The sequence below is a fragment of the Vibrio pelagius genome, from assembly GCF_024347575.1.
GTDB classification, from domain to species: Bacteria; Pseudomonadota; Gammaproteobacteria; order Enterobacterales; family Vibrionaceae; genus Vibrio; species Vibrio pelagius.
Genome location: NZ_AP025503.1, coordinates 1,915,637 through 1,934,782, shown reverse-complemented (window position 1 = coordinate 1,934,782; position 19,146 = coordinate 1,915,637). Strand labels below are relative to the sequence as shown.

General features: G+C 45.2%; 13 protein-coding genes. 8 read left to right on the top strand and 5 right to left on the bottom strand.

The window, feature by feature from the left end; genetic code table 11:
* Positions 1-66: 66 nt before the first annotated feature.
* Positions 67-1,545 carry a DUF2867 domain-containing protein gene (locus vsple_RS08270; RefSeq protein WP_261881713.1) on the bottom strand — a complete coding sequence of 493 codons (1,479 nt, stop codon included), beginning with the start codon at positions 1,543-1,545 and terminating at the stop codon, positions 67-69.
* Between the two features lie 529 nt (positions 1,546-2,074).
* Here vsple_RS08270 and vsple_RS08265 point away from each other — a divergent pair.
* The 5 genes from vsple_RS08265 to nhaA all read left to right on the top strand — a co-directional run bounded on the left by vsple_RS08265 (position 2,075) and on the right by nhaA (position 9,252).
* Positions 2,075-3,448, top strand: a complete 1,374-nt coding sequence (locus tag vsple_RS08265; protein ID WP_261881712.1) for an MATE family efflux transporter — start codon at positions 2,075-2,077, stop codon at positions 3,446-3,448.
* A 122-nt stretch (positions 3,449-3,570) separates the two neighbouring features.
* Positions 3,571-4,242, top strand: a complete 672-nt coding sequence (locus vsple_RS08260) for an ABC transporter ATP-binding protein (RefSeq protein ID WP_255230528.1) — start codon at positions 3,571-3,573, stop codon at positions 4,240-4,242.
* A complete protein-coding gene (locus vsple_RS08255) occupies positions 4,223-6,676 on the top strand; it encodes an ABC transporter permease (RefSeq protein WP_261881711.1) in 2,454 nt (817 codons plus the stop codon). The genes vsple_RS08260 and vsple_RS08255 overlap by 20 nt, the downstream gene beginning before the upstream one ends.
* Complete coding sequence (locus vsple_RS08250; RefSeq protein ID WP_255230530.1) at positions 6,677-7,813, top strand: lipocalin-like domain-containing protein; 1,137 nt, start codon at positions 6,677-6,679, stop codon at positions 7,811-7,813.
* A 275-nt stretch (positions 7,814-8,088) separates the two neighbouring features.
* On the top strand, positions 8,089-9,252 hold the full coding sequence (gene nhaA / locus vsple_RS08245) for a Na+/H+ antiporter NhaA (protein WP_261881710.1): 1,164 nt from the start codon (positions 8,089-8,091) through the stop codon (positions 9,250-9,252).
* Positions 9,253-9,464: 212 nt separating this feature from the next.
* Here the strand turns inward: nhaA and vsple_RS08240 are convergent, their stop codons facing one another.
* Together vsple_RS08240 and vsple_RS08235 are read right to left on the bottom strand one after the other, a co-directional pair.
* On the bottom strand, positions 9,465-10,073 hold the full coding sequence (locus vsple_RS08240) for an OmpA family protein (RefSeq protein WP_420833804.1): 609 nt from the start codon (positions 10,071-10,073) through the stop codon (positions 9,465-9,467).
* Complete coding sequence (locus vsple_RS08235; RefSeq protein WP_261881709.1) at positions 10,073-11,380, bottom strand: TolC family outer membrane protein; 1,308 nt, start codon at positions 11,378-11,380, stop codon at positions 10,073-10,075. Before vsple_RS08235 ends, vsple_RS08240 begins: the two co-directional genes overlap by 1 nt.
* Before the next feature lie 655 nt (positions 11,381-12,035).
* Between vsple_RS08235 and psrA the strand changes: the two genes are divergently transcribed.
* The 3 genes from psrA to fabV all read left to right on the top strand — a co-directional run bounded on the left by psrA (position 12,036) and on the right by fabV (position 16,415).
* Positions 12,036-12,665, top strand: a complete 630-nt coding sequence (psrA, locus tag vsple_RS08230; RefSeq protein WP_255230535.1) for a TetR family transcriptional repressor PsrA — start codon at positions 12,036-12,038, stop codon at positions 12,663-12,665.
* Between the two features lie 55 nt (positions 12,666-12,720).
* Positions 12,721-15,003 carry an acyl-CoA dehydrogenase gene (locus tag vsple_RS08225; RefSeq protein WP_261881708.1) on the top strand — a complete coding sequence of 761 codons (2,283 nt, stop codon included), beginning with the start codon at positions 12,721-12,723 and terminating at the stop codon, positions 15,001-15,003.
* Between the two features lie 209 nt (positions 15,004-15,212).
* Positions 15,213-16,415, top strand: a complete 1,203-nt coding sequence (gene fabV, locus vsple_RS08220; protein ID WP_255230537.1) for an enoyl-ACP reductase FabV — start codon at positions 15,213-15,215, stop codon at positions 16,413-16,415.
* 187 nt (positions 16,416-16,602) lie between these two features.
* On the opposite strand, the gene vsple_RS08215 is transcribed toward fabV, so the two are convergent.
* Positions 16,603-18,285, bottom strand: coding sequence for an aspartate:alanine antiporter (locus vsple_RS08215; RefSeq protein ID WP_255230538.1), 1,683 nt, complete (start codon positions 18,283-18,285; stop codon positions 16,603-16,605).
* A 235-nt stretch (positions 18,286-18,520) separates the two neighbouring features.
* On the bottom strand, positions 18,521-18,784 hold the full coding sequence (locus vsple_RS08210) for a GrxA family glutaredoxin (RefSeq protein WP_261881707.1): 264 nt from the start codon (positions 18,782-18,784) through the stop codon (positions 18,521-18,523).
* Between the last annotated feature and the right edge of the window lie 362 nt (positions 18,785-19,146).

Sequence of the window (19,146 nt, the reverse complement as noted above, 5' to 3'; positions counted from 1 at the left end):
CTACCCGAATCTCTCATCTGCTCTTAAATCTTTTCTCATCCCGCTACCCGAATCTCTCATCTGCTCTTAATCCTTTCTCATCTCGCGACTCGTATCCCGCACCTGCTCTTTCGCCTGCCTTTCTATCGCTTTCACCATACCTTTAAATATGAAAAGGTGCGCTGGCATCATGGCAAACCAATACAGCAGCCCTAAGAAGCCTTTTGGGTGCCACCAAGCGGTAATATTGAGCTCGCTTTGATTGCTTGTTTGGTCTTTGTCTACAAGGTCGGAAACTGTTATCTCGAGGCGACCAAGGCCGGGCCCTTTCATGCCAAACAGTAGAGAAAGGAACTGGTTCTCTTCACAACGAATCACTTTCCATGAATCGATATGATCGCCGACTTTTAGTGTTGGGCCTTCCGGTTCTTGCCTTTTGGGTACGCCACCCCCGAAGAACAGATCCAGCCATTCACGAGTGCGCCATAGAGCATTAGCAAAAAAGTAGCCTTGTTTTGGGCTACCTATCTGTTGAGCCACCTGCCAGAGTTCTTCTTTGGAAACGGTAGATTGGATGGTCGCTCCAGTCTGTTTAGGGTAGTAACCGTAACCTGCTTGCCAGCGTTTAAAAGCCGTTTTGTCGAAGCCCCAAACGTTACTCTTAACGAATTCACCTTCTGCTCGAATGGCTTGCTCGACCATGGTTTGGAATGAAATCAGGCGTTGTGGGTAGCGCTCCTGAATTGCAGTGGAGTTAGCAATAAAGTCATGCTTTAAGCCCGCAAGGAGGGCGCGTCCTATATTCGAAGGTACAGACGTCACGACACCAAGCCAGTATGAGGCAATAGTTGGAGTTAACAGCGATGTTGCCCATAACCTAAGCGGTCTATCTGCGGTTTTAGCGATGTGAGCAAATTGATTACGGTAACTGACAATATCTGGGCCGCCCACTTCAAAGGTTTGGTGAGCCTCTGGATTTTCCTCGGCAAGCTTTAACAAATAATAGTTAAGGTTCTTTAGGGCGATTGGGTTGGCTTTAGAATCGACCCACTTTGGCGCGATCATGATTGGCAGGTTATAAACAAAATCTCGCATGATCTCAAAAGCTGCAGATCCCGGGCCGATGATCACGCCCGCTTGTAACTCAGTGATAGGAACCGGGCCAGATCTTAATAGATCGCCAGTTTTCTTCCGTGCTTGAAGGTGATCCGAATCGGCCGTTTGTGGTTGCAGTGAACTTAGGTAGATCACATGTTGATTGTGAGGGCCAAGCGCATTGACAAAGTTTCTTGCCAACGTGAGCTCGTAATCAATAAAGTCATGTCCCTCTGCCATACCGTGTACAAGGAAGAAAATGAGGTCAAACTGAGGTACTAACTCTTTTGTTGCGTCGGCATCAGCAAGATCTAAGTACTCTAGTGAGAGGTTTGGATGGGGCTCGGTTCGCGCTTGCAAATAGTCAATATGACGAGCGGCTGCTGTTACCTGATAGCCTTGATTGAGGAGTTGAGGTAATAGCTGAGAGCCAACATAACCAGAAGCGCCTAGCACCAGTACTTTCTTCATAAAGACTCCATTCGTTGATATGAAGTAGGGACGTCACTAACTGTTAATTTACCAGTGTCATATGCAAAAAAGCCAATAGTATCTTGCTACTCGCTCCATCGAACATCTGTTTGCTTTACCAAAAACAGGGTAGATAGCGTTTATACATTGTTCGCTTTCTCAAGCATATCAGCGTGCGATCTGTATAAGCAATTGAACAAGCGGGGTGAAATCCATTGGCAAAAAGGAATTGATATTAATCTAGTTTTTAGATTGCAAGGTTTTTAATATTCAAACTTTCTGTAAATAGGTATTCATTTGTTTATGTCGTTTTTAATAACAGTTTCAGTAGCTTATATTTTGTCTGTATGTGCTTATTTTTCATTCATTGTTTGTATCGATTGTGTTTTAATAGTTGTTCCCTAGGTTTCATAACAGTCTTTTCTTATCGTTTCTGACCCTCGGCTTGTCGCTGCGGGCGAGAACACGCCGCTGTTATACTATTTCGATGTTCCCTGTTTTCTTAATTTTGTTCTATTAAGGTGACCTTATGCTTCTTGCTTCAATAATGCGTCATACCAAAGGTGATTTTGTTCGCCAACTGATTGCAATTGCGTTGCCAATTACGCTGCAAAGCATCATGTTTTCAAGTAGAGGTTTGGTTGACGTCTTGATGTTGGGGCAGTTAGGAGAAGCTGATATTGCCGCTGTAGGTGTGGCAAGTCGTGCCATGTTCGTGACTACGATTATGTTGGTTGGGGTTACGACAGGTGGTGCTCTGTTGACGGCTCAGTATTGGGGAGCAGGCGATAAACAAGGTGTTCGAGAGAGTACCGCGCTGACTTGGCTTGTTTCCATGTTGTTCGCAGCTTTGACGGTGGTGTTCTTTGTTTCGTTCCCAGCGCAAGTTATGGGTGTCACTACTGATTCACAAGAAGTGATCGGCTTGGGTATCGAATACATTGTGATTACCGCGTTCAGCATGTTTGCTGTTGCTTGTGTGAGCAGTATGGCAGTAGGGCTTCGTGCGATGCACCGACCAGGGCTGAGCACCTTTTTTAGTGGTATAGGGATCCTCTCGAATATCTTCCTTAACTGGGTTCTTATATTTGGGAACCTCGGTATGCCAGCGATGGGCATCAAAGGCGCAGCGATTGCGACTGTGTTGAGCGGTGCCATTGAGGTGATTACACTGTATGGATACCTTTACTGGAAACAGCATTTATTAGCATTTAAACGTGCTGACGTCGTAGCTGCCGCAACGTTAGATAAAGTGGTACGTTTTCTTAAGCTCTCTTTACCGACCACGTTCAATTTCTTGGCGTGGGCAGGTGGCTTATTTGCTTATCACGCCATCATGGGGCAATCAGGTGTTCAAGGTTTGGCTGCGCTCTCGGTGATGACACCGGTTGAATCTATCTCTTTGGCACTTCTAATTGGTATGTCTAATGCTGCGGCGGTGTTAGTGGGTAACCAGTTAGGGGCAAAAAACAATGAAGCGGTTTATTACCAAGCACTGGGCATCAGCATCATTGCGTTTTTCACAAGTATTGTGGTCGCATTGGTGCTCTATTTTGTTCAAGCACCAATCTTAGATTCCTTCAGCGCACTGACTCCAGAAACGCGTGAACTATCTGAAAAATTCATCTTAATTTTGAGCTTGGGCATTGTGGTTCGCTCCATCCCAATGACGGTGATTGTTGGTGTATTACGAGCGGGTGGTGATGTGAAATTCTGCCTTTACCAAGATCTGATTGCTCAATGGATGATTAGTATCCCTTTAGCGGCTATCGCAGCTGTCTATTTGGGGGTCGAACCTGAATGGATCTATTTGATGTTCCTAACAGAAGAGGTGATCAAATGGGGTGGGTCGCTCTATCGCATGAAGAGTAAGAAATGGATAAAAAATCTTATAGGAAGTTGAAGTCAGGCGTAAGATTTGTGTGACTTTATACTTAGCATGTGATCTATCTTTCAAATTACTTCCTACAACCTTAGATTTAGTGTAGATTCTCATTCCAAATTCTAACTAATGTGAGCTGTTTAATGTTAAAGCTATCAGACCTATGTAAGGGCTATGTCGACGGGGGAGAATTCCATCCCGTTTTACAAGGTGCTGAATTAACGTTAAATCAAGGGGACCAGCTTGCATTAATGGGAGAAAGTGGCTCAGGTAAGAGTACACTGCTTAACCTCATTGCCGGGCTCGACCTTGCTGACTCTGGGGAAATTCTATTCCCTAACTTTGATATGCATGTGGCGAAGGAGCGTGATCGCACTGCTTACCGCCGCAATAACATCGGACATATCTTCCAACAGTTCAATCTGCTGCCTACGTTGAACATCGCCGACAACATTCGTTTTTGCCGTCAACTGAAGGGGTTACCTGAAGACAAAGGCTTATGGCGTCAAATTTTGTCTGCGCTCGATCTTATGCCTTTATTGGGACGCTACCCTGAAGAGGTGTCTGGTGGTCAGCAGCAGCGTGCTGCGATTGCTCGTGCTCTTTACATGGAGCCTAAGATCCTGCTTGCCGATGAGCCTACCGGAAGTCTAGACGAGCGCAACGCAGAAGCGGTAATGCGCTTGCTGACGTCTTTGGCGCGTGAGCTTGAGTGCACGCTATTGTTGGTAACGCACAGCGAAAAGGTAGCCCAGCATATGGATGGTTGCATCCGTCTACAAGGGGGGCAGCTTCATGTTATGGCCCGTAGTTAAAGCGCTACTCGGTCACTATCGACGCTACCCACTTCAAATCATTCTTGTTTGGCTCGGTCTAACACTGGGCGTCTCTCTTTTGGTTGGTGTTACTGCCATCAATCAACATGCTAAGCAGAGCTACGCTCATGGCGAAAAGCTATTTTCCAATCCGCTTCCTTACCGTATTCGCCCTAAACACAGTGCTAATAAGATCCCTCAAGGTTTCTACATTCAACTGCGCCGTGAAGGTTTTCAGCAGTGCGCCCCTTTTGATAATCATCGCGTAACTGACGAGAACGGCTCCAACTTTATGTTGATAGGTCTTGACCCTGTCTCGATGCTTCAATTGCAACTGGGTGTTGCGCTCCAAGATCTCACGACACTCAACCTTATGAAACCGCCATATCCAATTTTGGTGAGTGATGATCTAGCGAAGCATATGGAGTGGCATGACGGAGACTATATTCAACTTGCGGACGGCTCTAAACTTGGCCCTCTGGCTGTCGATCAGAATAAGATGATTAACGGCACGCGTTTGATTGCAGACATTTCTCTTCTAAGAATGTTGAAGCGCAGCTCTGGTCTATCCGTTATCGCCTGTTCAGATATGTCGGAAGCGAAGTTTGAGCGTCTTAAGAGCATGTTGCCCAATGGATTGACGATCTCTCGTAGCTCTAAAGCAGAGTTGGAGTCGCTGACCAGTGCATTTCATTTGAACTTAACGGCAATGGGAATGCTTTCCTTTGTCGTCGGCCTATTCATCTTCTACCAAGCCATGTCGCTCTCTTTTATACAGAGACAGCCTTTGGTTGGTGGCCTTAGACAAACAGGTGTATCGGGTTGGCAGTTAACCAAAGCACTCTGTTTTGAGTTATTTGCATTAGTTGTTATCAGTTGGATCTGCGGCAACGTCTTTGGCGTGATGTTGGCAAACCAATTGTTGCCAGCCGTATCCTCAAGTCTCGGTGACCTTTATGACGCTAATGTCGGCTTGAGTATCGACTGGAGCTGGAAAGCCAGTGTCTACAGTTTTGTTATGGCATTAATTGGTGCATTTCTAGCGTGTGCTTGGCCGCTTATTCGTCTGCTTAAGTCGCAGCCAATTCGACTCTCATCGCGTTTGTCGCTGATGCGTTTTGCGGGTACAGAGTTTACATGGCAAGCCTTGATTGGTTGTGGTTTCTGTGTTGCTGCTGTGGCGGTATACCAAGCGCCTCAGACACAAGAGTCTGGCTTTGCCATCATTGCATTGATGCTGGTGAGTGTAGCCTTGTTTACGCCTTTCTTGATGTGGAAACTGTTTAACAACTTTTCATACACTCTGCGTTGGGTTCGTGCACGTTGGTTTTTCGCGGATGCCGCTGCAAGTATGAGTTACCGCGGTGTTGCTACTATGGCGTTTATGTTAGCGATGACGGCAAACATTGGCGTTGAGACTATGGTGGGCAGCTTCCGAGATACAACAGATAAATGGTTGTCTCAGCGCCTTGCTGCTGATTTGTATATCTATCCAACGAACAACTCCGCAGCACGTATGAGTAACTGGCTATCTGGTCAACCCGAAGTTGATTCAGTGTGGTGGCGCTGGGAAAAAGATATTCCTTCTCCAGTAGGCAGTATCCAAGTTGTGAGTACTGGTCCTTCTGAAGGGGAGTTAGAGGCGTTAACCATTAAACTGGGTATCCCGAATTACTGGTATCACCTACATCACTCCAAGGGCGTCCTTATTAGTGAGTCGATGTCGCTCAAGCTAGGTATTCGTCCTGGTGACTATATCGATATGTACGATAGCCTCGGCTCTGGTTGGCAAGTTGTCGGTGTCTATTACGACTATGGAAATCCCTATCATCAAGTCATGATGTCTCACCGCAACTGGCTATACGGCTTTGCGGGACGGGGCAACGTTGGGCTAGGCGTAATACTCAAAGAAGACGTAAACCCAACCGGTCTGCGTAGCAGGTTAGAATCAGTATTTAGGTTGAGCTCCGAGCGTATCTTTGACAACAACAATATTCATAGCCAAGCAATGCGTGTCTTCGATCGTACTTTTGCGATTGCTGATACCTTGGGCAACATTACTTTGGTTATTGCTGTGTTTGGTATCTTTTTCGCGACCGTTGCGGGTGAGGTATCAAGACAGCGTCATATATCACTGCAGCGTTGCCTAGGCGTTTCAGCGAAAGAACTGATCTTCACAGGTGGTTTGCAGTTGTTCGTCTTTGGTCTGATCTCGTCATTGATAGCGATACCTCTTGGTTTGGCTTTGGCAAATCTGATTGTTGATATCGTGATTAAACAGTCTTTTGGTTGGTCTTTGGAGTTACAAGTTATACCTTGGGACTACTTTATAACCTTTGTATGGTCGATGGCTGCACTGATGATTGCAGGAGCCTTGCCAGTGTTGCGTATGATAGGTAATACACCGATGAAATCACTTAGGGATGCGCTATAAATGGGGCGAAGAAAAGGCGTGAAAAAGATGAGAAACAAAGTCCTCTCTTCAGCTCTACTGATCGGCTTCTTTGGTTTGTTTGTCGGTATTTGGTCTTATTACTCTTATTTCGCGGATGTGGGCGAAGAGGGCATCAATGAAGTTAATTCTGTATTGGTGAGTGAACAGTTTAAGGTGTTTGAACCGGTATTACCTGACCGTACGGTGTCATTGCCAAAAGATTTCCAATTCCACCCTGAGTTCCAACATGAGTGGTGGCATTACTTTGCGACTTTAGAAGATGATAATGGTAAAGATTATTCCGTCCAATGGAGCTTCTTTAGAATCGCGACCGATGAGCGCGAGGCGCGTGGTTGGCAAAGTCCACAAATCTATATTTCTAATGTGGTGGTGACCTCTGCGACTAAAGTGTGGAAAGAGCAAAGACTCGCACGCGGCGGTATTGGTCAAGCAGGAATGACAAACCGTCCATTCCGTCTCTGGATTGACAACTGGAACTGGCGTGCGCTTGGTGTGACCCCGTTTCCTGGGCGTTTAAGCATTGAAACCGATACCTTTGGTTTGGAGCTTGATTCAGTGACTAAGGGACCTTACGTGCTCAATGGCGAAAAAGGGTATCAAAAGAAACATGATATGCTGCCTGTTGCTTCCTATAACTTTAGTGCGCCGTTCTTGGCTCTGAATGGCACACTCGTGCTTGATGGTGAAGATATCGAAGTATCGGGTAATGCTTGGCTGCATAAAGAGTGGGGCAGCGGTCTGCTTGGCGAAGGTCAGCAAGGTTGGGACTGGTTTGTTTTTAATCTCGATGATGGTTCTGCTTTGAGTGTCAGCCGCTATCGCAGTAATAAACAGGTGCCGTATGTGTTTGGTACGCTGGCAACAAGTTCAGGGAAGGTCTATCAGCTGACTGATGCTGATATCGATATTAAACCATTACCCAATAGCACCTTGCTCAATGGTCGTCGAATGCCGCTTCAATGGATCATCAACGTACCCAAATATGAGATCAATCTCACAACTCGGATTCAACGTCGCGATATGTGGTTGCCGTTTGTTATTCCTTATTGGGAAGGGCCGATTAAGGCAAGTGGAAGCCATGAATCGTCTGGTTTTATGCAACTGACAGGGTATTGATTTTTATATAAGGCTATCATTTGATAGCCTTTTTTATGCACTCTAGGTCACTTTATGGAGAGTTCGTCTAGCTTACACTTATAATTTTGGTCATCTATACTTAAATTAGTGTGAACAACAATATTATGGAATATACGACGTATTGTTTAGTATTTGTAGGAAAAACCGAAGTTAAACATCCAAAGAAGTGATTATGTATCGTCGAAAGTTGGCTTTACACTCGTGTCTATTCTTTGTTATTCGTTTATTTAAATAATAAATATAAGGGCGAAATCATGAACGACGTCATCCGTGACTTCTTTAAAATGGAATCTGCTGGCGGCATCATCTTGGTAATTGCTGCGGCAGTTGCAATGTTCGTAGCGAACTCTCCTCTGAACGAAATGTATCAGGGTATGCTGCACACATACGTATTTGGTATGTCCGTGTCTCACTGGATTAACGACGGCCTGATGGCAGTCTTTTTCCTACTTATCGGCCTTGAGGTAAAGCGCGAGCTTTTAGAAGGTGCATTAAAATCTAAAGAGACGGCAATCTTCCCGGCTATCGCTGCGGTAGGCGGTATGCTAGCTCCTGCACTAATTTATGTGCTATTCAACTCAAGTAACCCTGAAGCGCTTCAAGGTTGGGCTATCCCAGCAGCAACCGATATCGCATTCGCGTTGGGTATCATGGCTCTTCTTGGTAACCGTGTGCCGGTAAGCTTGAAAGTCTTCCTGCTTGCACTAGCAATCATCGACGACCTAGGTGTTGTTGTTATCATTGCTCTGTTCTACTCAGGTGACCTATCTACGCTTGCACTGACAGTCGGCTTTATCGCGACTGGTGTGTTGTTCATGCTAAACAACAAGCATGTAACTAAGTTAAGTGTTTACCTGATTGTTGGTGCAATTTTGTGGTTTGCAGTATTGAAATCTGGTGTTCACGCAACACTAGCTGGTGTGGTTATCGGTTTTGCGATCCCACTGAAAGGCAACAAGGGTGAACATTCACCATTGAAGCACCTAGAGCATGCTCTACATCCTTACGTAGCTTTTGCAATCTTACCTATTTTTGCATTCGCAAACGCAGGTATCTCGCTGGAAGGCATCTCAATTTCAAACCTAACAGGCATGCTACCGCTTGGTATCGCTTTAGGTCTATTGATTGGTAAGCCACTGGGTATTTTCCTATTCAGCTGGGGTGCAGTGAAAACAGGCGTCGCTAAGCTTCCTGAAGGTGTTAACTTCAGGAACATCTTCGCAGTGTCTGTGCTGTGTGGTATCGGCTTTACGATGTCTATCTTCATCTCTTCATTGGCATTTGGCTCAACGAACGCAGATTTTGATACGCTGGCTAGATTAGGTATCTTGATGGGTTCAACGACCGCGGCAATTCTAGGTTACGTGCTATTGAGTGTCTCGCTACCTAAGACAAAGCATCAAGAAGTTAAGCTGTAATCATTACAAACATGTTTAAAAGAGTTGACTGGTTAGGACAGTAGCTACCAACACTTTAAAACTATAATGACAAAGAAACGAAAAGCCGTGATGATTGTTCATCACGGCTTTGTTATTTAAGCTCTCTTTTCCTAATCTGCTGCGTTGCTTGGACTTGCTTCAAGGTGAACTCAGTGTGTTTCTCTATTGTTCGATCAGCGTCAGTCTAAGATCTATTTTTCGAGTGTGGTGAAGATGGTCCACTCTTCAACAATCTCTTCATTCAAACCTACAACCGTAGCTGTTACGCGTCGATTAAGAGCATGAGACGTTGCATCGTCACCAGCACTTTCGAGTTTTGTGTCACCGTAACCCACAATGCGCACTCGTTCAGGTTCAACCCCGTTCGCGATCAGTCGATCTTCAACCGCGTGTGCTCTCTGCTTCGATAAGGCAAGGTTATGTGCCGCAGAACCGACTTTGCTTGCGTAACCCTGAACTTCAATGGAAGCCGATTTGTAGGTCTCTAAAAAGAGGGCCATCTGGCGAATCTGTTCTGAAAATACAGGATTAATGTCATAAGAGTTATTGGCAAATAGGATTCGCAGTTGCTTAACCTCTTGTGCACGCACTTTCTCACCACAACCTTCGTTGTCTACCCGAGCCCCTCTAGGTGTCGAAGGGCACTCATCTCGAGCGTTAATTACACCATCTAGATCATCGTCTTGAAGGTCGGCGATCTGTACCGCGACAGGCGTTTCATCGTAAGGCTCTTCTTCATAAGCCATGACTGGCTGGCAAACAAGACAAGCGGGTAAAATGAGATACCAAGATTTCATAATTAATACTCCATTCCTCTTGTCCACTCTTCAGGAACGTCAACCAACAGAGCGTCGAGTAAGGTTCCCGTTGCGTTTAATACACGGTACTTAGCGTATTGTTCAGCGTAGTGTGCGTCCAGGTAATCTTTACGAGCTTCGAATAACTCGTTTTCTGTATTGAGCACATCAAGTAAGGTTCGCTGGCCAATTCGATACTGCTTTTGATACGCAATGACGGTTTCAGCGGCAGAGTCTACGTGATCGGATAGAAAGTTCTTTTGTTGAAGTGTCAAATCTAGAGCACTCCATGACAAACGAAGTCCCTCTTCCACTTGTCTATAGGCAGTATCACGCAGATCTTTGGCTTTGTTTAATTGGTAGGCTGCACTTTCACTCTCAGCAGAGTCGCTACCACCATTGTACAAGTTGTACCTCATACGAAGCATGGCAAGCGTTTCTTCGCTTGAGCCTTCATCACCGCCAGCGTCATCTCGCCATGTTTGGGAAGCTTCTATTGAGAAAGTAGGGTAATTAACGCCTTTTGACTGCTTGTATTGAAAATGAGCCGCATCGACATCAGCCGCCGAAATCTGGATAACTGGATGGTTATCAAAAGCAAAATCTAGGGCGTCAGGCAGCGATAGTGGGATCTTTGATACATCAGCTCGAGGGTATACCAAACCTAAAGGTTCTTGACCGACAATCCTTCTAAACTGAGTGTGTGTATCAATCAGGTTGTTCTGTGCCGCCAATAGGTTACCGTGCGCTTTTGCGATACGTGCTTCTACTTGAGACACGTCTGCCGTTGAACCAATACCAGACTCAGCCCTACGTTTGATGTCTTTGTATATTTTCTTGTGAACTGAGAGATTGCTTTCCGACAACGCTAAAACCTCCGTCGCTTTGACAGCGTCGAGATAAATTTGTGTAACTTCTAGCGCTTTATCTTCCGCATCTGAGAGAAGCTGTAAACGAACGGATTCAGCTTCTGCAGCTGTGCGGTCTATGTTGTTGAGTGTGGCAGAGCCATCCCAAATCAGCTGAGTTAATGAAATCGTTGCCTCTTTTCGCGTTAGATCGGTATCCGGGCCGTTATTTGGTGCTGGATTGATCCCCTCATATCCAATGCCAGCATCTAAATCGATGCTAGGAAGATACGCTCCTCCTGCTGCATCGTTTTGGCTTCGTACACTCGAAAACTCATTAAAGATGCTTTTCAACTCTGGATTTGTAGCAAGCGTTATAGCGACTGCTTGTTCTAGCGTTTGTGCCCCAAGAGGAGTTGCAACAATCATGCAACTCAACAAAGATAATTTGAACAATTTCAAAGTAGTTCTCCTTCTACTTTTGACTGTCTCTTTATGGTGACAAGTTCAGGTGTTAAGAAAAAACCGACCTTGTATTCGAAGCTTAGAACATTTACTTGGAATATGAGAAGTTTAGGGAAAAAAAATAACGTTAATGTGGGTGCAGTACAGAGATCTTGGTCGCAACCCTCAAGACGGCGTATTGCACCTTGTTGATGAACACAAATCCCCGTTCTTTATTGTTAATTATCTCAATAGCTTGCTGGGGTAATTTGGGGTGGGGTTTGAAAAGAAGTGAAGAGAGGTGAAGAATGCGTTCAAACTGCCAAAAGTCATCAAGATAAAAAAAGCCCAAACCAACACGGTTTGGGCGGATACAAGTTTAGGAGTTAATAAAGGAAATTGCAGTGAGTAACAAGAGAGTGAAACAAGTCTGACGGCCAGAAAGACTTCCAAATGCGCTTCTTGTTACCTTTCTTATGACCTGCCAATTTCCAATCAGTTCCAAGAAAAATTGTTCTTTTTTTCTTATTTTCTAAAAATCAGACAATTCAGGGTGTTATCAAGCTATTTGTCAAACTGGTACGACCAATGAGTGAAAATGTGATGTTGCCTACTTGTTAAATAAATGTTCTATGGGTATATTTCAAACAGTTGTTTAATACGAGTGATTGAAATGGCACCAAGAAGTTCGACCAAAGAGAAGATACTGGATGTAGCAGAGGGATTGTTTGCTGAGCACGGCTTTAACGACACTTCGTTACGTACCATAACGAGCAAAGCAAATGTGAATCTAGCTTCGGTAAATTACCACTTCGGCGATAAAAAGACTTTGGTTCGTGCAGTGATTAATCGGTACTTAGAAGCCTTCATGCCTGCACTTCAAGATGCACTAGTGAACCTTAATTTGAACGAAACGTATACGATGAGTGATGTGTTTGAATCTTTGAGATCGCCACTACGCTCGCTCAACGATGTGAGACCAGACGGCACCAGTCGTTTCATGCTGTTAATTGGACGTGGCTATACGGATGTTCAAGGACACCTGCGTTGGTTTATTACCACTCGTTATAGTGACGTTTTGGGACTATTTACCAGTTCGATAATGAAGGCAAACCCAGACCTCACTCAAGAACAGTTATTCTGGCGACTACACTTCACCCTCGGGACATGTGTATTCACTATGGCGTCAAGCCAAGCACTGATGGAAATATCAGAAAATGATTATGGAAGAGAGGTTGATGCGAAAGCTGTTGTCGATATCTTGATTCCTTATTTAGCGGCAGGCATGTCAGCTAAAGAGTAAGAACAATAACAAGCATAAATTCACACCAAAAATAGTGAACAAAAGGATCTGAACTATGAGCTCTCTAAGACAAAAATGGGTAAGTGACCCAGCCTTTAAACTCTTCAAAAAAGTCCTGCCGCCGCTTTCTAGCACTGAGAAGGAAGCGATGGAAGCCGGTAGTGTTTGGTGGGATGGAGAGCTTTTTTCTGGTAAGCCAGACTTCCAAAAGCTGCACCAGTATCCCAAACCTGAGCTAACAGCAGAAGAGAAGTCGTTCATGGACAACGAGCTAGAAACTCTTCTCGAGATGCTTGATGACCATAAAATCGTTAAAGAAGACCGTGACCTTCCGAAAGAAGTGTGGGATTTCTTACGAAAAGAGCGTTTCTTCTCACTGATCATCTCGAAAGAGTATGGTGGTCGAAACTTCTCGTCGCTTGCGAACTCAACAATCGTAACCAAGATCGCTACTCGCAGTATCAGTGCTGCCGTATCGGTCATGGTTCCAAACTCTCTTGGCCCGGGTGAGCTACTGTCTCACTATGGTACTCAAGAACAAAAAGATTACTGGCTACCTCGTTTAGCTGACGGTACAGATATTCCATGTTTCGCTCTAACGGGCCCAGAAGCGGGTTCTGATGCGGGTGGCATCCCAGATGTTGGTACTGTGTGTATGGGCATGCACGAAGGCAAAGAGACGCTAGGTATTCGTCTTAACTGGAACAAGCGTTATATCACTCTAGCGCCGGTTGCTACTGTACTTGGTCTTGCATTTAAATTGCACGATCCAGACAAGCTTCTCGGTGACAAAGAAGATATCGGTATCACATGTGCACTTATCCCAGCTGATCACGAAGGCGTGGTCATTGGTGAGCGTCATGACCCACTTGGTCTTGCGTTTATGAATGGTCCAACACGTGGTCACGATGTGTTTATCCCTATGGAGTGGTTAATCGGTGGTGCGGAGTACGCAGGTAAAGGCTGGCGTATGCTGGTGGAGTGTCTGTCTGCGGGCCGTGGTATCTCACTACCGGCTCTAGGCACAGCAATGGGCCACCTGACAGCACGTACAACCGGTGCATACGCGTACGTTCGTAAGCAGTTCGGTATGTCGATTGGTAAGTTTGAAGGTGTCGCTGAGAGCTTAGGTCGTATTGGTGGCTTAACTTACTTACTTGAAGCAACTCGTACATTAACAACCACGTCGCTCGATTTGAAAGAGAAACCGGGGATTGTTACTGCTATCGCCAAGTACCACATGACGGAAATGGCACGTACCATTCTGAACGACTCAATGGACATCCACTCTGGTCGTGCAATACAAGACGGTCCGATGAACTATCTGGCTGCACCGTACCTTGGTATTCCTGTTGCAATTACTGTGGAAGGTGCAAACATCCTGACACGTAATCTGATGATCTTCGGTCAAGGTGCAACGCGTTGTCACCCTTACGTACTGCGTGAGATGGAGGCAGCGGCTAACCCTGATGAGAAACAAGGCGCGAAAGAGTTTGATGAACTGCTGTTCAAACACATCTCTCATGCAACTAAGAACACGTTTGGTGCCTTTGGTGCAGCATTAACAGGCTCTAAGTTCATTAAAGCAGATATGAGTGGCCCGACGAAACCATACTACCAAGACCTGACTCGTCTAAGTCGTGCTCTTGCAGTGAGTGCTGACTTTGCAATGCTAACGCTAGGTGGTGAACTGAAACGTAAAGAGCTGATTTCTGCTCGTCTGGGTGATGGTCTAAGTTACCTATACATGGCATCGGCAGCGCTTAAGAAGTACGAAGATGAAGGTCGTCAGCAAGCGGACCTAGATTACTTGCACTACGCAGTCCAGCACTGTTTCCACCACGCGGCTAAGTCACTACAGGAAGCTTACCGTAACTTCCCTAACAAGGTAGTGGGTAAGGTGTTGAAAGGGCTAATCTTCCCAGTGGGCAACCACTTCGAGAAGCCTAGCGATACGCTAACAGTGAAACTTGCTGAAAGTCTAATGACTCCAGGAGCACACCGTGAGCGTCTAACGCACCTCTGCTACATTGGGCAAGACGAAGATGACAGCGTTGGTTTGATGGAGAACGCATTCATTGCGATGTACGATATCAAACCACTAGAGCGTAAGATCTTCAAAGCAGTGAAAGAAGGCAAGGTAGCACGCAAAGGTCTGTTGGCTGACCGACTAGAGCAAGCATTGGCTGCTGAAGTGTTAACACAAGCTGAAGTAGATCAAATCTTAGAGGCGGACCAATTGCGCTACGCCGCAATTCAAGTTGACCACTTTAGCCACGACTATAGTGAAACTTTGACGCGAAAAGAGCTGAAACCTAAGCTAAATAGCGTTGCTTGATAGAAATCTCATCAAAAGGCACCTTTCGAGGTGCCTTTTTTATATTTGTACGGTACACCATCAGAACTTTGCTAGAATTTTGAACAAATGTCTGCAAATACACCCTGAGTGCTCCAACCACTTGCATTTTAGCCACATTTTTGAAGAAATTAGATGCCATTTGTAGACGAAACTTTTATCCTAACAGGGATTTTTTAAGGAAGTTGAATATGATCATCAAACCTCGAATTCGCGGATTCATCTGTACTACAACACACCCAGTTGGTTGTGAAGCTAACGTAAAAGAACAAATCGCTTACACCAAAGCTCAAGGCCCAATTGCAAATGCACCAAAACGTGTACTTGTTGTGGGTTCTTCAAGTGGCTATGGCTTGTCTTCTCGTATCGCAGCTGCATTTGGTGGCGGCGCTTCAACTATCGGTGTTTTCTTCGAAAAAGCTGGTACTGAGAAAAAGCCGGGCACAGCTGGCTACTACAACTCAGCAGCATTCGACAAGCTAGCAAAAGAAGAAGGCCTATACTCGAAAAGCCTAAATGGTGATGCTTTCTCTAACGAAGCTAAGCAAAAGACAATCGACCTAATCAAACAAGACCTAGGTCAAGTTGATATGGTGGTTTACTCTCTGGCTTCTCCAGTACGTAAAATGCCTGAGACTGGCGAAGTTGTTCGTTCTTCTCTTAAGCCTATCGGTGAGACGTACACTTCAACAGCAGTTGATACAAACAAAGATACGATCATTGAAGCAAGCGTAGAGCCTGCAACAGAAGAAGAGATCAAAGACACAGTAACCGTAATGGGCGGTGAAGACTGGGAACTTTGGATCAACGCGCTTTCTGAAGCTGGTGTTCTTGCTGACGGCTGTAAAACAGTTGCGTACAGCTACATCGGTACTGAGCTAACGTGGCCAATCTACTGGGATGGCGCGCTAGGTAAAGCTAAGATGGACCTAGACCGTGCTGCAGCGGCTCTTAACGAGAAACTAGGTCAAACTGGCGGTACTGCGAACGTTGCTGTTCTTAAGTCTGTTGTGACTCAAGCAAGCTCTGCAATTCCAGTAATGCCACTGTACATCGCAATGGTATTCAAGAAAATGCGTGAAGAAGGCGTACACGAAGGCTGTATGGAACAGATCTTCCGTATGTTCAGCCAACGTCTATACAAAGAAGACGGCAGCGCAGCAGAAGTGGATGAGAAGAACCGTCTACGTCTAGATGACTGGGAACTTCGTGAAGATATCCAAGAACACTGTCGCAACCTATGGCCACAAATCACGACTGAAAACCTAAAAGAACTGACTGATTACGTAGAGTACAAAGAAGAGTTCTTGAAACTATTCGGTTTCGGCGTTGAAGGCGTAGATTACGATGCTGACGTTAACCCGGCGGTTGAGTTTGATGTAGAAGACATCTAATCTGCTTCACTAGGTCTAAATACTAAAAGGCGCTCATTGAGCGTCTTTTTTGATCTAAGAGCGGATGCGAGATACGAAAAGATTTAAGAGTTGGTTCGCTCGTCATGGGTAAAATAATATTTGAGCAAAAAAAATGCACTAACTCTTGCGAATTAGTGCATTGGAAAAGTCTGAACGAACCTAGTCGTTAGCTAATAATAATGATGAAAGTGCCGGCTAGGGTCATCAATATGTTGGCTATCGCGTATGTACCCGCATAGCCCAGAGCAGGGATGGTTGAGCGAGCGTGGTCATTTACGATGTCCATTGCGGGAGCACAGGTTCTTGCACCAATGATCGCCCCAAATAGCAGTGCGCGGTTCATTTTAAGAATATAAGCGCCAACTAAGTACGCGAATATGACCGGCAACACACTGACAATCAATGCAATACCTATCACCTGTGGGCCGACTTGAGTCAAATGCTCGAATATCTTGCCACCAGCGCTTAAGCCTATGCCGACCATAAAGAACATCAAACCAAGGTCTTTGACCATGTTCAGAGCACCCTGAGGCACGTAACCAAAGGTAGGGTGGTTTGCTCGTAAGAAGCCCAGCATAATGCCTGAAAGCAGTAGGCCAACCGCATTACCAAGGCCAAACGAAACTTGGCCGAATGTCATGGTAATGAGACCGAATAGAATCCCCAGAATGAAGAAGCTACAGAAAGCCATTAAGTCTGCCATTTGACTATGAATCGAGATGAAACCGATTTTCTCAGCTAGGCCGTGAACACGGCTCTTCTCGCCACTGACCTGCAGAACGTCACCTTTAGCTAACACTATGTTCAGATCCATCGGCATTTCGATTTGAGCACGCACAACGCGGTTCAAGAAACAGCCATATTCTGACAAATTAAGGTCTGATAGGCGTTTACCCGCAATGCTGTCACTTTTTACGACGATCTCTTCTTCCACGATACGCAGGTCAAGAAGATTACGGTCGAACACCTCTTTGCCGTTTCTAAAGCTAGGGTCAAGACGAGCATGGCTGTCTGGGAAGCCCACTAGTGCGATTTCATCGCCTTCTTGTAAAATCGCGTCACCATCTGGGTGGGCAAGAATGCCGTTACGACGGATTCGTTCAATGTAACAACCTGTTTGGCGATAGATGCCTAGCTCACGCAGGTTCTTACCGTCTGTCCAGTCAATGAGCTCTTGTCCAACACGATAAGCACGAATGATCGGTAGGTAAACTTTACGTTGTCCAGACGCACCGAGACCACGCTCTTGCGCTATCTGCTCTGCAGAGTCATGTAGATTGACTTTTTGCAGCTTTGGAATCATGCGAGCGAACATGATCATACTGATCAAGCCGACTAAGTATGCCATTGCATAGCCAACCGAGAGATTTTCAATAACTAGGCTAATATCCATGTTTCGGGGTACTTCTGCGAGCCCTGAATTGAGGGCATCTTGGGCACCTACCAAAATCGGTGTGGCCGTGAGTGCACCAGCCATCATACCCGCAGATAGACCAAATCCTAACCCTAGGTATTCACTACAGAAGTAGGTGAGGGCGATAGCGGTAGAGAGCACAACTAAGCTCAAAATGAGGTAGTGTTTACCATCTCTAAAGAAGATTCCGAAGAAGTTCGGCCCCGCCTCAATACCTACACAGTAGATAAACAGCATGAAGCCAATGGTCAGTGCTTCTGCGTTGAATGAGAAGCCGAGGTGACCCATTATTAATGAGGTGATTAAGACACCAATAGAGTTACCTAGTTGAAGGTTTCCAAAGCGGATTTTACCAATGGCAAGACCAATCGCTAATACGACAAAGATGAGAAGAATAGGGTTTTGCTCAAGCAACAGTACAACGTCGATATTCACAGCAGCGGCTCAGTATAAGGCGTGAAACATAAGATAGTGTAGAGATGTGAATTGTATCTAATTTTAGATAAATTATAAGCGCTAATTTGCAGTTTTACTTGATTTTAACGTGATTCATTTTTGTTCTACGCATTAAAAAAGCTCACGTGAAGCACGTGAGCTTTAAAATAAGGCTTTGTTTATGATTTTATGAGCTTTTGCGACAGGTTTAGCTTATTAAAATCAATGCGGTCGATTAATCGAAAAGACCTAGGTTCGCTTTTGCGTATGCTTCGAAGTCATCACAGCCACCGATGTGCTCTTGGTCTACGAAGATTTGAGGAACCGTTTCAACTGGCTTACCTACTGTTTTCTCTAGGTCTGCTTTGCTGATGCCTTCTGCGTGAATGTCAACATAGCGGTAGTTGAAGTCATCACGCTTAGCTTTAAGAGTCTCAGCGTGCTCTTTAGCACGAACACAGTATGGACAAGCAGGGCGACCAAAGATTACTACAAACATTTCATTTCTCCTAAATACGGGATGAAGCTCGTTAACCCAAATATGTTAACTATTCTTAAAGGGATACGACTCAAAATTCTTAAAACTAACTATGCCTTAATGCTATGGGGAAATAAAGATGGAATCGCCTGTTAATGCGATAGGTTGTACCTATCAGCTTAAATAGTATTCATTCACACCAGCGCTTCGCTCGAAAGCCCTCGCTAGACGCAAGGAGATAGGGTACAGAATGTGAATCAGCGCTAATAATCTGACACTAAGCCGTTATTAATGCGACAAGTTGCACCGCGTCAAGAAAATTAGATTCAGTTACGGGCATCTTGTAGTTAGATAAATCACATGGCATTTAAATAAACAGTTAA

Coding starts and splice junctions, on each gene's coding strand:
- vsple_RS08270 (WP_261881713.1), bottom strand. CDS start 1,545: ATGAAGAAAGTACTGGTGCTAGGCGCTTCTGGTTATGTTGGCTCTCAG.
- vsple_RS08265 (WP_261881712.1), top strand. CDS start 2,075: ATGCTTCTTGCTTCAATAATGCGTCATACCAAAGGTGATTTTGTTCGC.
- vsple_RS08260 (WP_255230528.1), top strand. CDS start 3,571: ATGTTAAAGCTATCAGACCTATGTAAGGGCTATGTCGACGGGGGAGAA.
- vsple_RS08255 (WP_261881711.1), top strand. CDS start 4,223: ATGTTATGGCCCGTAGTTAAAGCGCTACTCGGTCACTATCGACGCTAC.
- vsple_RS08250 (WP_255230530.1), top strand. CDS start 6,677: ATGGGGCGAAGAAAAGGCGTGAAAAAGATGAGAAACAAAGTCCTCTCT.
- nhaA (WP_261881710.1), top strand. CDS start 8,089: ATGAACGACGTCATCCGTGACTTCTTTAAAATGGAATCTGCTGGCGGC.
- psrA (WP_255230535.1), top strand. CDS start 12,036: ATGGCACCAAGAAGTTCGACCAAAGAGAAGATACTGGATGTAGCAGAG.
- vsple_RS08225 (WP_261881708.1), top strand. CDS start 12,721: ATGAGCTCTCTAAGACAAAAATGGGTAAGTGACCCAGCCTTTAAACTC.
- fabV (WP_255230537.1), top strand. CDS start 15,213: ATGATCATCAAACCTCGAATTCGCGGATTCATCTGTACTACAACACAC.
- vsple_RS08210 (WP_261881707.1), bottom strand. CDS start 18,784: ATGTTTGTAGTAATCTTTGGTCGCCCTGCTTGTCCATACTGTGTTCGT.